The following is a 14,902-nucleotide window of genomic DNA, read 5'->3' as shown; positions in this document are numbered from 1 at the left end:
TGGATTCAGGTGTTTAAGGAGGAAATACATAATGAAAAAAGGGCGCATACTTGCGTTTTTCTTAGTGGTTCTGTTAATCGGAACTGGTGTGGGCTTATTAACGAAGCCCGTTGCGAAAGATATGACGCTAGGGCTGGACTTACAGGGTGGATTTGAAGTTCTGTATGATGTACACCCAGTGAAAAAAGAAGACAAGATCACAAATGGTGTTCTCGTCAGTACAGTAGAGGCTTTAAACCGAAGAGCCAACGTGCTTGGGGTCAGTGAGCCGAACATTTCGATTGAAGGAAACAACCGTATCCGCGTACAGCTTGCGGGCGTAAAAGATCAAAACAGAGCACGGGAGATTCTATCGACTGAAGCACAGCTTTCCTTCAGAGATACGAATGACAAAGAGCTTCTAAACGGATCTGATCTTGTTGAAAATGGTGCAAAACAAACATTCAATCAAACGAATGAGCCGATCGTGACGGTCAAACTAAAGGATGCGAAAAAGTTTGGTGACGTGACAAAAAAAGTAGCAGCGATGGCACCAAACAATCAGCTTGTCATTTGGCTTGATTATCATAAGGGAGATTCCTTCAAAAAAGAAGTCTCTAAATCAAATCATAAGTATGTATCTGCGCCGAATGTAAACCAAGAAATTAACAGCAGTGATGTACAAATCGAAGGAAACTTTACGGTTCAAGAGGCAAAAGACCTTGCGAGCATTTTAAATGCCGGCGCATTGCCAGTAAAATTAACCGAAAAATATTCAACATCTGTGAGTGCACAGTTTGGTGAGCAAGCACTAAACGAAACAGTCTTCGCAGGAATTGTAGGAATCGCATTTATCTTCTTATTCATGCTGTTTTATTACCGATTACCAGGTCTTGTTGCTGTCATTACACTGTCAGCTTATATTTTTATCACACTGCAAGTCTTTGACTGGATGGGCGCCGTCATGACACTGCCTGGAATCGCTGCATTGATTCTTGGGGTAGGGATGGCCGTCGATGCCAACATTATTACGTATGAGCGGATTAAAGAAGAGCTCAAGCTCGGTAAATCTGTCCGTTCTGCTTTCAGATCGGGTAACCGCAGATCATTTGCCACGATCTTTGATGCAAACTTAACAAGTATTATTGCCGGCGGGGTTCTATTCTTCTTTGGAACAAGCTCTGTCAAAGGGTTTGCAACCATGCTTATCCTATCGATTTTGACAAGCTTTATCACGGCTGTCTTCCTATCAAGATTCCTTCTTGGATTACTTGTAGAAAGCCGTTATTTCGACCGCAGAAAAGGCTGGTTTGGTGTTCGTCAGAAAGACATCATCGATATTCATGAAACAACAGAAAATACTGAACCGAAAACACCATTTGATAAATGGGATTTCGTCAGCAAACGTAAAGGCTTTATGATTTTCTCGGCAGCCATTACCATTGCTGGAATCATTGTGCTGTCGATCTTCAAGCTCAATGCAGGTATTGACTTTGCAAGTGGTACTAGAGTTGATATTCAAAGTGACCATAAACTGTCAACAGAACAGGTGGAGCAAGATTTTAAAAAGCTAGACCTTGAGACAGACAGTGTTGTGTTATCGGGGCAAAAAGAAAATCAAGCAGCAGCTCGATTTGTCGGTGTTCCGAATAAAGAAAAAATCGCTGAAGTGAAAGATTACTTCAAAGATAAATATGGAACGGAGCCTAACGTAAGTACAGTGTCTCCGACGGTTGGAAAAGAGCTTGCGCGTAACGCATTATACGCTGTCATCATTGCTTCTATCGGGATTATCTTATATGTATCCGTCCGATTTGAGTATAAAATGGCGATTGCAGCCATTGTCTCTCTGCTTTACGATGCATTCTTTATCGTTGCCTTCTTTAGTATTACGCGCTTAGAGGTGGATGTCACCTTCATTGCAGCGATACTCACGGTCATCGGGTACTCAATCAATGACACGATTGTCACCTTCGACAGGGTGCGTGAGCAAATGAAGAAACGCAAACCGAAAACGATCGAAGATTTATCGTACATTGTGAATTTAAGTTTACAGCAAACCTTTACGCGTTCTGTGAACACTGTGCTTACCGTACTTGTAGTGGTGATTGCACTTCTCATTTTCGGTTCAGCATCTATTACAAACTTCTCCATCGCCTTACTTGTCGGCCTATTAACAGGGGTGTATTCATCCCTTTACATTGCGGCACAAATTTGGCTGATATGGAAAGGTCGTGAGCTGAAAAAACCGGCTAAAATCGACACAGAACAAGATATTTAAACAAGAAAGACTGCCAGCTTGGCAGTCTTTTTTTCATGCATCATACTTGTCATCGTCACAACAATAAGATGATATGTAAAAACATTTCGGGTTTCATTGATCTTGAAATGGTCTTTTGCTATAATGACATACGTTTAGATCAGTATAGAAAGCAAGTGTCCGTTTGGGGCATTTGGCTTTTATTTATTGGAGGGGCTGTTATGAAGGTTCGGGAAACTGAACTGCCAGGTATCGGTCACAAAGCCGAAATGATCACAAGAAATAATGAGAAACTTGCCATTATCACACATGATGACGGCAGAAGAGAGATGTATCATTTTCAAGAAGATGATCACGAAGAATGTATTTCTGGTATCTTGCTTAGCGATGAAGAAGCAAGACAAATCTCGGCTATTTTAGGCGGCATGGTCTATAAACCAAAAGCGCTTGAGACAGTGGAGGTGGCCATTGATGAACTCATCATTGAATGGTTTAAGATTGAAAAGAACGCACCGGCTGTTAACCAGACGATCGGTGACCTGAGTGTTCGCCAAAACTATCAAGTAACAGTCATCGCCATTGTGAGAAAATCACATGAGAAAATTTTAAATCCAGGACCAGATACGGTGATTGAAGAAGGAGACACCCTTGTCATCTCTGGAGAAAGAAAAGAATTAAAGAGCCTCATTAAAGAAAAACTCAGCAGCTAAGCGCCCATGCTGATAGAAAACCTTCCGCCATGTTCTTTCGGTGTTTAAAAAGGACAAGAAAGAGGGAAGAATAAAAGAAAAAGCTTGGGGGATTTGTAGATGAATAAACAACAATGGACCATCATACTCGCATTTATTTTCGTATTAATTGTCTCAGTATTTGCTGTTATTAACGTGCGGCCTGTACAGGTAGACTACTTATTTGGAACGGCTGAATGGCCGCTTATCCTTGTCATTATCGGTTCTGTTCTGATGGGCGGACTCATTGTGGCTTTTGCGGGGATTTTCCAAATTGTGAAACTGAAACGTGAATTAAAAGCATTAAAAGCTGAACGTGCAGCCACTGTGACTGCCCCTACTGCTTCTCCAAAAAAGGTAGACAAAGACGTTCAAAAGAAAACGAATGTCACACCTTTAAAAGAACAGCCAGCGTCTTTTGACCGGAAGGAAAAATAATCTTCCAGTACAATTTCATAAAATAAAAATTGAAACCCCTCAGTCCACTCTAGTATAATAGTGTGGTTGAGGGGTGAATTTATGTTATTATCCAAAATGCGTTGGGAATATGAACATCCTAGCGAAGAAAAAGTGAAATCACTCTCTGAAAATCTGAATATTTCAGCGCTGACTGCATCACTTCTTGTACAAAGAGGGCTCGAAGAAGTAGAAGAAGCGAGGTCTTTTTTATTTGATCAAAAAGCCGAATTTCATGATCCATTCTTATTAAAAGGAATGAAAGAAGCAGTAGAGCGCATCAACAAAGCGATCGAAGAGCAGGAATCGATTGTGATCTTCGGAGATTATGATGCAGATGGTGTGACAAGTACGTCTGTACTTTTACATACACTTAAAGAACGATCTGCGAAGGTAGACTTTTACATTCCAGATCGATTTAAAGAAGGATATGGGCCAAACGAACAGGCTTTCCGATATATCAAAGAGCAAGGAGCATCGCTTGTTATCACCGTGGATACAGGGATCGCTGCTGTAAATGAAGCACGTATTGCAAAAAAAATAGGATTAGACCTGATCATCACAGATCACCATGAACCAAGCGAGGAATTGCCTGAGGCACTTGCGATTGTACATCCTAAGCAGCCTGGGTGTAAGTATCCGTTTAAAGAACTGGCGGGTGTAGGTGTTGCGTTTAAAGTGGCACATGCACTCCTTGGTAAACTCCCAGTAGAATTATTAGATCTTGCTGCAATCGGTACAATTGCGGATCTTGTCCCGTTGCATGATGAAAATAGATGGCTTGCAAAAAAAGGCCTAATGCAGCTTCGTCAATCTAGACGGCCTGGGTTAAAAGCGTTATTAAAAGAAGCAGGCGCCACTCTTGAAGAAGCAAATGAGGAAACGGTCGGCTTTCAAATTGCGCCAAGGCTGAATGCTGTTGGACGAATTGAGCAGGCAGATCCGGCTGTTCATCTTCTCATGACTGAGGATATGGATGAAGCAGAAGAACTCGCTCGTTTTGTACAAGAATTGAACAAAGAACGGCAGAAAATTGTGAGTACGATCACGGAAGAAGCCATTCAAATGGTCGAAGAGACAGGCGCTGACCAGTCTGCTATCGTCGTAGCAAAAGCTGGCTGGAATCCAGGCGTTGTCGGCATTGTTGCCTCAAAATTGACGGATACATTTTCTCGTCCGGCGATTGTGCTTGGAATAGATGAAGAAACGCAGATGGCGAAAGGGTCAGCCCGAAGTATTCCTGGCTTTGATTTATTTTTCCATTTGAGCAAGTGCCGTGACATCCTGCCGCATTTCGGTGGACACCCGATGGCAGCGGGAATGACACTTCAAGCGGATGATGTTCCTTTACTTAGGGAAAGATTGAATCAATATGCAAATGAAACGTTGACTGAAGAAGATTTTATTCCAATTCAACGGGTCGATGCAGTATGTAAAGTGGACGAAATGACGGTGCAAGCCATTGAAGAAGTGGGGCTGCTGTCCCCGTTTGGCATGCAGAATCCTAAGCCGTTCATTATGATTGAAGACGCCCAGCTTGAAGACATCCGAACGATCGGGGCCAATCAAAATCACATTAAAATGTCACTAAAAGACGAAGACAAGCTGCTCGACTGTGTCGGTTTTCACCAAGGCAAGCTAAAAGAAGAACTTGTCCCAGGGAGTCTAATTTCTGTCGTTGGTGAGGTCTCGATTAATGAATGGAATAACCGAAAGAAACCTCAGCTCATGCTAAAAGACGCTAGAGTCGATGAATGGCAGTTGTTTGATTTACGCGGGAAAAAAGATTGGGAAAAGAAAGTATTAACACTTGATCCAGCAAAAACGATGGTCTTCTGTTTTGACGAAGAAACAAAAAAGCAATCGGAGCTGGTGGATATTCCGATTCACCTTATTGATGCAGAAAATGTATCCACGTTTGATGTGCAGGAAAAGTATGTGATCTTTGCCGATGTTCCTGCAGATGAACACTTGCTCAAGCTGCTTTTAGAAAATCAACAACCAGCAAGAATTTATACGGTGTTTCAGCGGAAAGAAGATCACTTTATGTCCTCATTCCCGAGCCGTGATCAATTCAAATGGTTTTATGGGTTCTTGTTCAAACGGGGAAGTTTTCCTATTAAAGAACAAGGCATGGAGCTTGCCAAACATAGAGGTTGGACAAAAGATACAATCATTTTTATGACAAAGGTGTTTTTTGAACTCGGTTTTGTTAAAATAGAGAATGGTGTGCTGTCAATAGTGCGTGATGCCCCTAAAAAAGATTTAACCGCATCATCGTCTTATACAGCAAAACAACGATTGATGGAACTCGATCAAACACTAACATATTCCTCAGCCAAAGAGCTGAAGGAATGGCTGAATAGCATGATGAGCGAAGTCTCACCTGTGCTTTGACGTACGAGGAGGAAAAGGAAAAGATGGATTTAAAACAATATGTGACAGTTGTACCTGACTACCCAAAGGAAGGTGTACAATTTAAAGATATTACAACGTTAATGGATAAAGGCGAAGTGTACCGTTATGCAACGGATCAAATCGTTGAATACGCGAAGGAAAGAGATATTGATCTCATTGTTGGACCTGAAGCGCGTGGATTCATTATTGGCTGCCCTGTAGCATACGCACTTGGTGTAGGTTTTGCCCCAGTTCGTAAAGAAGGAAAGCTTCCTCGTGAAGTCATCAAAGTCGATTACGGTTTGGAATACGGTAAAGATGTATTAACGATTCATAAAGATGCAATTCGTCCTGGTCAGCGTGTACTGATCACAGATGATTTGCTTGCGACAGGTGGAACGATTGAAGCATCCATCAAGCTGGTTGAGGAATTAGGCGGCGTTGTGGCAGGGATTGCATTTTTAATTGAGCTGACGTATCTTGATGGCAGAAAGAAGCTTGACGGTTACGACATCTTGACGTTAATGCAATACTAATGGAGTTTTACGCAAAAAGCACTCAGTAAGAAGGGTGCTTTTTTCCTATCAAAAATCTTTTAGCGGACTTCTTCTCTTTACATCTATCGAATTTTTCTTGATAATAAACTACAATACAGTTTTCATTTAAAAAGGTGATTCCATGGCGAACGAACAAGTTTTAACGGCGCAGCAGGTCATTGATAAGGCAAGAGAATACCTGTCCGCTGAACATATTCAATTTATAGAGCGTGCATACGAATATGCTGAAAATGCTCACAAGGAGCAATACCGGAAATCCGGTGAGCCCTATATTATCCATCCTATTCAAGTGGCGGGAATTCTTGTTGATCTTGAAATGGACCCTTCGACCATTGCTGGCGGCTTCTTGCATGATGTTGTCGAAGACACGGATGTGACATTAGAAGATTTAAAAGAGCATTTTAACGAAGAAGTAGCCATGCTTGTTGATGGTGTGACAAAGCTCGGAAAGATTAAATATAAATCACAAGAAGAACAACAGGCTGAAAACCATCGTAAAATGTTTGTTGCAATGGCGCAGGATATTCGCGTCATCTTAATTAAGCTGGCAGACCGTCTTCACAATATGAGAACACTCAAACACCTTCCGCAGGAAAAGCAGCGAAGAATTTCAAATGAAACCCTTGAGATCTTTGCACCGCTTGCGCACAGATTAGGGATTTCAAAGATTAAGTGGGAGCTTGAAGATACAGCCCTCCGCTATTTAAATCCGCAGCAATACTACCGGATTGTGAATCTCATGAAGCGTAAACGAGCGGAACGAGAGGAATACTTGGACGAGGTTGTCAATGAAGTAAAAGACCGCGTGTCTGAGGTGAACATTAAGGCTGAATTCTCCGGCAGACCGAAACATATTTATAGTATTTATCGAAAAATGGTCATGCAAAATAAGCAATTTAATGAAATATATGATTTGCTGGCTGTACGTATTTTGGTTGACAGCATTAAAGACTGCTATGCGGTACTTGGTATTATTCATACATGCTGGAAGCCGATGCCAGGCAGATTTAAGGATTATATTGCGATGCCAAAGCCGAACATGTATCAGTCTCTTCATACAACGGTGATTGGTCCAAAAGGGGACCCGCTTGAAGTTCAGATTCGTACAGTGGAAATGCACGAAATTGCGGAATACGGAATTGCGGCACACTGGGCGTATAAAGAAGGCAAAGAGTCAGCAGAATCGACGGAAGAAGCCGTTTTCCAGAAGAAGCTGTCTTGGTTTAGAGAAATCCTTGAATTCCAAAATGAATCCACAGATGCGGAAGAATTTATGGAATCGTTAAAAATCGATCTCTTCTCTGATATGGTGTTTGTATTTACACCAAAAGGTGACGTCATCGAGCTGCCGTCTGGTTCCGTACCAATTGATTTCTCATACCGGATTCATTCGGAAATTGGGAATAAAACAATCGGAGCCAAGGTCAACGGTAAAATGGTCACACTTGATCATAAGCTAAAAACAGGTGACATTATTGAAATTCTGACATCTAAGCATAGCTATGGACCAAGTCAGGATTGGGTCAAACTTGCCCAAACCTCCCAAGCGAAGCACAAGATCAGACAGTTTTTCAAGAAACAGCGCCGTGAAGAAAATGTTGAAAAAGGCCGAGAACTTGTGGAGAAAGAAATCAAAAACCTTGAGTTCGATGTTAAAGACATCTTGACCGCTGAAAATCTGCAAAAAGTGGCCGATAAATTTAATTTCTCAAATGAAGAGGACATGTATGCAGCTGTCGGTTATAACGGAATTACGGCACTCCAAGTGGCGAATCGTTTAACGGAAAAAGAAAGAAAACAAAGAGATCAGGAAGAACAAGAGAAAACCGTTCAAGAAGTGTCTGTAGAGTCAAAACCATATCACGGGAAAAAACGGGAAGCTGGCGTGCGAGTGAAAGGCATTGATAACTTGCTTGTCCGTTTATCTAAGTGTTGTAATCCTGTTCCTGGTGATAGCATTGTTGGCTTTATTACAAAAGGCCGTGGCGTATCTGTTCACCGTGATGACTGTCCGAACGTGAAGACAGGAGAAGCGCAGGAACGGTTAATCCCGGTTGAGTGGGAGCATGAACAGCCTGCTCGAAACCGTAAAGAATACAATGTGGAAATTGAAATATTAGGATATGACAGACGCGGCTTACTTAATGAGGTGCTTCAAGCAGTCAACGAAACCAAAACGAACATCTCGTCGGTTTCTGGTAAGTCTGATCGTAACAAAGTGGCGACGATCCATATGGCGATCTTTATCCAAAATATTAACCATTTGCACAAAGTGGTAGAACGCATTAAACAAATCAAAGACATTTACTCTGTTCGCCGATTTATGAATTAGAAAGGAAGTATATCGTCTATGAGGCTTGTTGTTCAGCGTGTGACGAGTGCATCTGTGAAAGTAGAAGAAGAGATCACAGGTGCCATCAATGAAGGCTATATGGTGCTCGTTGGGGTTACACATGAAGACACAGAAGAAGATGTGCATTACTTAGCTGAAAAGCTCGCACACTTGCGTATTTTTGAAGATGAAAACGGGAAAATGAATCATTCTTTGTTAGATGTAAAAGGAAGTGTACTGTCTGTGTCTCAATTTACCCTTTATGGTGATACGAGAAAAGGCAGACGGCCGAACTTTATGAAAGCTGCCAAACCGGATGTAGCGAATTCACTTTACGAATGCTTCAATGAAACGCTTAGAGAAAAAGGCATCCATGTTGAAACTGGACGTTTTGGGGCGATGATGGACGTCTCATTGACCAATTCGGGGCCTGTCACCATGTTGATGGACAGCAAAGAATAGAAAGACATTAGACTGTAGATAAACTCTTGCTGAGAGTTTGTTTAGAGTCTTTTTCTTTTGGTATCAAAAAAGAGGCGCAGCGGCCTCTTTTTTCTATCGGAAATATTGTTTTAATCCTTCTGTCATTCCTTCTGTCACTCGTTCTTGGTAAGAGGCGCTATAAATGATCGCTTCTTCTTGAGGATTGCTTAAATAGCCGAGTTCATATAAAAGGGAAGGGCGTTTGTTTTCTCTTAAAACAAAATAATCTCCAAATTTGACTCCTTTATCAGGGATCTGTGATCGTTTTGCGACTTCAGTATGAACGCTTGTCGCCAGACGTTGATCTTTGGATGCCTGATAATAATATGCGGTGCTCCCTCTGATACTTGGGTCCATAAAGCTATCATAATGAAGACTAATAAATGCATCTGCATTTCGGTAATGTGAAGTGGCAACCCTCGATTGAAGGCTGATGAATGTATCATCACTTCTTGTTAAATAGACATTTGCTCCAGAAGCTCTTAACTTACCCGCCAGCAAATGAGCGGTTTTGATCGTGATATTCTTTTCAAATGCACCGTCTGCGCCGATCGTGCCGCTGTCTTTTCCGCCATGACCAGGATCAAGCACAATTGTTTTGCCTTTTAAAGATCCAGTGCCAGACGATGAATCCTGCTGAGGTCTTGGTGCTTCGCTGCTATTTTTCTTTGTTTGAACGACCCAGCTCGCCACGTAGCCTGTTCCGCCGTTTGATAATGTCACCTCGTACCAGTCACCTTGCGTACGAACAATTTGATAAGCAGCTCCTTTTGATGCTCTTTCTGCAATACCAGCAGAGGTAGAAGCGCTTTTTCTAATATTCGTTCCATCATAAACGATGTACGCTTTCTGATGAGATGACGAAGAGGAAGAATTCTTTTCAGGTGCTGAACTTGCTCCTTGGCTTGAGACAATATAATAACTTGCAACCCAGCCTTTAACGCCTTTTGCTTCGATTTCATACCAGCCATTTTGCTCCCGTAAAATGGTGACTTGAGTGTTACGGGAAAGTGAAGCGGCCACTTGTGCATTTGGTGCCGCCGATTTTCGAACATTCAAGCTTGATACGCCAACTGTGCCGGACTGTTTAGAACGAGCGGGCTCAGCTGAACTGGATGAAGAAGCGTTTTGTCCGCCAGAAATATAATCAGAGTGGACCCAGCCTTCCGCTTGTTTGTACGATATTTTTGTCCATTCGCCGCTTGTGTCCAGCTTTTTAGCGGAAGCGCCCTGCGGAAAAGTGCCAATGACTTGATAGGAAGTCCCTGGGCCTGTCCGAATGCGAAGGTCGGAGGCTGTTGACGTAATCGAACTGCTTCCTTGCGTACTTTGACCTTGCGTCTTTTGCTTAGCAGGCTTTTGTGCATCAGATGACTTGGTAATCAGCCATGAGACGACCCAGCCTTTTTGTCCGTTCGATAGCCCGATCTGTACCCATTCTCCTTGTTCAGTGAGAATCGGGTAGCTTTCTCCTCGTTTCACAACTGCTGCGATCCCGTAGCTTAAACCAGGTCCGGTTCGCACATTGATTTCATCTGTTGCAACGACAGCTTGATCTGTTTGAGCCGTCGCATGTGTCATTGGCCAAGTGCTGGCAATGAGGACAACACAGGTGAGTAGCAACATCATGTGATGGTGTGTTTTCAGATTCAAAACGGTGTTTTCCCCTCCCTTGTAAAACCGATGAATGTTAATTCGTTATGTAATGGATGAATTCCTTGCAGATTCCCTAATAAAAATGAATCAATCTGTTTATACTAGATAAAAATGTGATAAAAGGATGTACAAACATGAGATTAAGCAGAAAATTAGGACGAGTGCAATATAATGGACATCGTGATATCGATCGCTGGCAGCACGACGAAATGGATCAACCAGGCTTCCTTGAAGAAACAGCATCTGAATACGGATGCACGTCAAAAGAAGAGCTGGAAAAGAAAAAGAGACACGGCAAGGGTTGACAGAGTGGCAGCACCGACCTTATTATAATATAAATCAACACACTTGAAAATTTAAAATGTGGAACTGATGATAGAGAATAGTAGGGTAAATTGCGTGAGCAGAGAGGAATCGCCTTAGGCTGAAAGCGAATCCGCATGGCATTTATCACGAAAGAACACTCTGTAGGTTTCCTGCTGAACACTCAAAAAATGAGTCATTAGGCGGAGAACGTGAATCTGCGTTAAGGATTTGAGCGGGAACATGGCTAGATCATGTTCCAACTAGGGTGGCACCACGGGTATAACTCTCGTCCCTACTATACACATAGTAGAGGCGGGGGTTTTTTATATGTCCACATAAAAAATGAATGATGGTCGTAGGAGGACGAAAAATGAGTTTTAATATTCCAAGAGGCACACAGGATATTTTACCGGGAGAATCAGAACGCTGGCAGTATGTTGAACAAATTGCGAGAGATACATGTGCAGCCTTTCAATACAAAGAGATCCGCACACCGATTTTTGAGCATACGGAACTGTTTGCACGAGGAGTAGGCGAGTCAACAGATATCGTTCAAAAAGAGATGTACACATTTGAAGACAAAAAAGGACGTAGCATCACACTTCGCCCAGAAGGAACAGCTTCAACTGTCCGTTCTTATGTTGAAAATAAACTGTTTGCACAGCCTGCACAGCCTACAAAGCTGTACTACATTGGACCGATGTTCCGCTATGAGCGTCCGCAAACGGGAAGATATCGTCAATTTTATCAATTCGGAATTGAAGCGATCGGTTCAAAAGATCCTGCCATTGATGCAGAGGTCATTTCATTAGCGATGAGTGTGTATGAGAAAGCGGGTCTTTCCAACTTAAAACTCGTCATTAACAGCCTTGGTGACAAAGAAAGCCGTGCAGATTACCGTCAAGCACTTGTCGAGCACTTTGAACCAAGAATTGATGAATTCTGTCATGACTGCCAAATTCGTTTGCATCAAAATCCATTGCGTATTCTTGATTGTAAAAAGGACCGCGACCACGAACTGATGGCAACGGCACCATCCATTCAAGATTACTTAAATGAAGAATCACGGACTTATTTTGAAAAAGTAAAACAATACTTAACCGATCTAGGCATTGAATATGTCGTCGATCCGAACTTAGTGCGCGGTCTTGATTATTACAATCACACTGCCTTTGAGATTATGAGTAATGCAGAAGGCTTTGGCGCGATCACAACATTAGCCGGCGGCGGCCGTTATGATGGACTTGTTGAAGGAATTGGCGGTCCTGAATCACCAGGTATCGGCTTTGCGATGAGTATTGAACGTTTCCTATCAGCGATTGATGCAGAGAAGATTGAGCTTCCTGTTCAAGACGGCATTGATTTATACATTGCGGCATTAGGAGATCAAGCAAAAGATTATGCTGTTGGCTTATTGAATCGCTTAAGAAAAGAAGGCATTTCAAGTGAAATGGACTATACAGGGAAAAAGCTAAAAGCACAATTTAAAGCCGCAGACCGCTCGAAAGCCAAGTTTATTGCAGTTCTTGGTGAAGATGAGCTGGCGCAGCAAATTGTAAACGTAAAAGATACGACAACGGGTGAACAAATTGAAGTGAAGCTTGATGAGCTGATTCAAATGATGAAAGCCCACCAGAAAGCGTAAAGAAGGAGTGGAATGTTTGTGTTTGGTAGAACTTTTTATTGTGGAGAAGTAACAGAAGACCAAATCGGTCAAACCGTTGTATTAAAAGGATGGGTACAAAAACGTCGTGACCTTGGCGGATTAATCTTTATTGACCTGCGTGATCGTACAGGCATTGTGCAAGTTGTCTTTCATCCAGACCAATCAAAAGAGGCGCTTGAGACAGCAGAATCGATTCGGAATGAATATGTCCTTGATATTAAAGGGACAGTGGTCGCAAGAGAAGAAGCCACGATCAACCCAAATTTAAAAACAGGCAAAATTGAAATTCAAGTCGACACAGTCACTGTTTTAAATGAAGCCAAGACGCCTCCATTTGTGATTTCTGATCAAGCAGATGAGGTATCAGAAGATGTGCGCTTAAAATACCGCTACCTAGATCTTCGCCGCCCTGCGATGTTTGAAACGATGAAAATGCGACATGAAGTCACAAAAGCATTCCGCCATTTCTTAGATGATCACGGATTTCTAGACATTGAAACGCCAATTTTAACAAAAAGTACGCCAGAAGGTGCACGTGACTATCTTGTGCCAAGCCGTGTACACGAAGGAGAATTCTATGCGCTGCCGCAGTCTCCGCAATTATTTAAACAATTGCTTATGGTGTCTGGGATGGACCGCTACTATCAAATCGCTCGCTGCTTTAGAGATGAAGACTTGCGTGCTGACCGTCAGCCGGAATTTACACAAGTCGATATTGAAATGTCCTTTATGAGCCAAGAAGACATCATGACGCTTGCTGAAGAGATGATGGCAAAGGTGATGAAAGATGTCAAAGGCGTTGACCTGACATTGCCATTACCTCGTATGACGTACGATGAAGCGATGAATTCCTATGGTTCTGACAAGCCAGATACCCGATTTGACATGAAGCTTGTCAACATTTCAGACACGGTAAAAGACTCAGATTTCAAAGTCTTCAGCGGTGCTGTAAACAATGGCGGAGCTGTCAAAGCCATTAATGTCAAAGGGGCTGCAGCAAACTACTCAAGAAAAGACATCGATGCACTTGGTGCATTTGCAGCGAACTATGGTGCAAAAGGTCTTGCTTGGCTAAAAGCTGAAGGGACAGAGTTAAAAGGACCAATCGCTAAATTCTTTGATGAGTCAAAACAAGCAGAATTAAAAGAACAGCTTCAAGTGGAAGAAGGCGACCTTTTACTCTTTGTTGCAGATAAGACGTCTGTTGTCCATGATGCGCTTGGCGCACTTCGTTTAAAACTTGGCAAAGAGCTTAAACTCATCGATGAGTCTGTCTTCAATTTCTTATGGGTTGTCGACTGGCCGCTGCTTGAAAAAGATGAAGAAGAAGGCCGCTTCTATGCTGCCCACCATCCTTTCACAATGCCAGTTCGGGATGATCTTGAATTAATTGAAACAAGTCCAGAAGATATGAAAGCTCAAGCGTATGATCTTGTGCTGAACGGCTATGAGCTTGGCGGAGGTTCTATTCGTATTTTTGAAAAGGACATTCAAGAGAAAATGTTTGGTTTACTTGGCTTTTCTAAAGAAGAAGCGTACGATCAGTTCGGCTTCCTTCTTGATGCATTTGAGCATGGTGTGCCTCCGCACGGCGGAATTGCGCTTGGACTTGACCGCTTAGTGATGCTGCTTGCCGGCCGATCTAACCTAAGAGATACCATTGCGTTCCCGAAAACGGCAAGTGCAAGCTGTGTTCTCACAGATGCTCCTGGCACTGTAAGCACAGCGCAGCTAGATGAACTGAGTTTGGCTATTAAAACAAAAGTAAAACAGTAAAATAGGCGCATGTTTATAGGCATGTAAACGCTTGAAAAAGGGACATGCCTATGATATGCTTTCATCAACTAATAAATAAAGTCCTGATACGTACGGTGGTTACCTAGTTTTGACCGAACATTTTTTTCTACGGGAGCTTGCCTTTCCTTTCTGCATAAATGCCTCTTCTGAGGACTTATAAAGTGAGGAAGAAAGCACCCACCTGCATGGTGCGGGGTTCAAAACGAAGGAAAAGCTGGCGGCGTGATCGGGACTTTTTTGTGTTTTTTTCTATTTGAGAAGGATGACGGAGAACGCTGAATATGA

General features: G+C 42.5%; 11 protein-coding genes, 1 other RNA gene and 1 other annotated feature. Of the genes, 11 read left to right on the top strand and 1 reads right to left on the bottom strand.

Annotation, left to right across the window (positions count from 1 at the left end):
- Window positions 1–31 precede the first annotated feature (31 nt).
- The 7 genes from secDF (at window position 32) to dtd (ending at window position 9,171) form a co-directional block, all read left to right on the top strand.
- Entirely contained in the window at window positions 32–2,260 is a 2,229-nt protein-coding gene (gene secDF, locus ACNO7B_RS12415; protein ID WP_268448729.1) for a protein translocase subunit SecDF, read from the top strand.
- A 200-nt stretch (window positions 2,261–2,460) separates the two neighbouring features.
- On the top strand, window positions 2,461–2,949 hold the full coding sequence (locus ACNO7B_RS12410) for a cation:proton antiporter regulatory subunit (protein WP_008342734.1): 489 nt from the start codon (window positions 2,461–2,463) through the stop codon (window positions 2,947–2,949).
- 99 nt (window positions 2,950–3,048) lie between these two features.
- The gene (locus tag ACNO7B_RS12405; protein ID WP_025207709.1) at window positions 3,049–3,405 is read left to right on the top strand and encodes a LapA family protein; all 357 of its coding nucleotides are present in this window, start codon (window positions 3,049–3,051) and stop codon (window positions 3,403–3,405) included.
- Between the two features lie 81 nt (window positions 3,406–3,486).
- Entirely contained in the window at window positions 3,487–5,820 is a 2,334-nt protein-coding gene (gene recJ, locus ACNO7B_RS12400) for a single-stranded-DNA-specific exonuclease RecJ (protein WP_268449462.1), read from the top strand.
- 23 nt (window positions 5,821–5,843) lie between these two features.
- Complete coding sequence (locus tag ACNO7B_RS12395; protein ID WP_008342729.1) at window positions 5,844–6,356, top strand: adenine phosphoribosyltransferase; 513 nt, start codon at window positions 5,844–5,846, stop codon at window positions 6,354–6,356.
- A 142-nt stretch (window positions 6,357–6,498) separates the two neighbouring features.
- The gene (locus ACNO7B_RS12390; protein ID WP_008342726.1) at window positions 6,499–8,709 is read left to right on the top strand and encodes a RelA/SpoT family protein; all 2,211 of its coding nucleotides are present in this window, start codon (window positions 6,499–6,501) and stop codon (window positions 8,707–8,709) included.
- Window positions 8,710–8,727: 18 nt separating this feature from the next.
- Window positions 8,728–9,171, top strand: a complete 444-nt coding sequence (gene dtd / locus ACNO7B_RS12385; protein WP_008342725.1) for a D-aminoacyl-tRNA deacylase — start codon at window positions 8,728–8,730, stop codon at window positions 9,169–9,171.
- A gap of 93 nt (window positions 9,172–9,264) precedes the next feature.
- Here the strand turns inward: dtd and ACNO7B_RS12380 are convergent, their stop codons facing one another.
- Window positions 9,265–10,845, bottom strand: a complete 1,581-nt coding sequence (locus ACNO7B_RS12380; RefSeq protein ID WP_417901565.1) for an SH3 domain-containing protein — start codon at window positions 10,843–10,845, stop codon at window positions 9,265–9,267.
- A 137-nt stretch (window positions 10,846–10,982) separates the two neighbouring features.
- Between ACNO7B_RS12380 and ACNO7B_RS12375 the strand changes: the two genes are divergently transcribed.
- The 4 genes from ACNO7B_RS12375 (at window position 10,983) to ssrS (ending at window position 14,854) form a co-directional block, all read left to right on the top strand.
- Window positions 10,983–11,153: a YrzK family protein gene (locus ACNO7B_RS12375; protein WP_003216250.1), complete on the top strand. Its 171-nt coding sequence runs from the start codon at window positions 10,983–10,985 to the stop codon at window positions 11,151–11,153.
- Window positions 11,154–11,211: 58 nt separating this feature from the next.
- Window positions 11,212–11,451, top strand: a binding site (T-box leader).
- 73 nt (window positions 11,452–11,524) lie between these two features.
- A complete protein-coding gene (hisS, locus tag ACNO7B_RS12370; RefSeq protein ID WP_017358112.1) occupies window positions 11,525–12,799 on the top strand; it encodes a histidine--tRNA ligase in 1,275 nt (424 codons plus the stop codon).
- 18 nt (window positions 12,800–12,817) lie between these two features.
- On the top strand, window positions 12,818–14,596 hold the full coding sequence (aspS, locus tag ACNO7B_RS12365) for an aspartate--tRNA ligase (protein WP_035391010.1): 1,779 nt from the start codon (window positions 12,818–12,820) through the stop codon (window positions 14,594–14,596).
- 77 nt (window positions 14,597–14,673) lie between these two features.
- A non-coding RNA gene (gene ssrS / locus ACNO7B_RS12360) (6S RNA) lies at window positions 14,674–14,854 on the top strand.
- The last annotated feature ends 48 nt before the right edge of the window (window positions 14,855–14,902 follow it).

The organism is Bacillus sp. AK25 (genome assembly GCF_048270685.1).
GTDB lineage: Bacteria > Bacillota > Bacilli > Bacillales > Bacillaceae > Bacillus > Bacillus altitudinis.
This window is presented reverse-complemented; position numbering and strand designations above follow the sequence as displayed.

Excerpts from the sequence above, each read along its gene's own strand:
- ACNO7B_RS12390 (WP_008342726.1), top strand. The coding sequence starts at position 6,499 with ATGGCGAACGAACAAGTTTTAACGGCGCAGCAGGTCATTGATAAGGCA.
- recJ (WP_268449462.1), top strand. The coding sequence starts at position 3,487 with ATGTTATTATCCAAAATGCGTTGGGAATATGAACATCCTAGCGAAGAA.
- secDF (WP_268448729.1), top strand. The coding sequence starts at position 32 with ATGAAAAAAGGGCGCATACTTGCGTTTTTCTTAGTGGTTCTGTTAATC.
- hisS (WP_017358112.1), top strand. The coding sequence starts at position 11,525 with ATGAGTTTTAATATTCCAAGAGGCACACAGGATATTTTACCGGGAGAA.
- dtd (WP_008342725.1), top strand. The coding sequence starts at position 8,728 with ATGAGGCTTGTTGTTCAGCGTGTGACGAGTGCATCTGTGAAAGTAGAA.
- ACNO7B_RS12405 (WP_025207709.1), top strand. The coding sequence starts at position 3,049 with ATGAATAAACAACAATGGACCATCATACTCGCATTTATTTTCGTATTA.
- ACNO7B_RS12375 (WP_003216250.1), top strand. The coding sequence starts at position 10,983 with ATGAGATTAAGCAGAAAATTAGGACGAGTGCAATATAATGGACATCGT.
- ACNO7B_RS12410 (WP_008342734.1), top strand. The coding sequence starts at position 2,461 with ATGAAGGTTCGGGAAACTGAACTGCCAGGTATCGGTCACAAAGCCGAA.
- ACNO7B_RS12395 (WP_008342729.1), top strand. The coding sequence starts at position 5,844 with ATGGATTTAAAACAATATGTGACAGTTGTACCTGACTACCCAAAGGAA.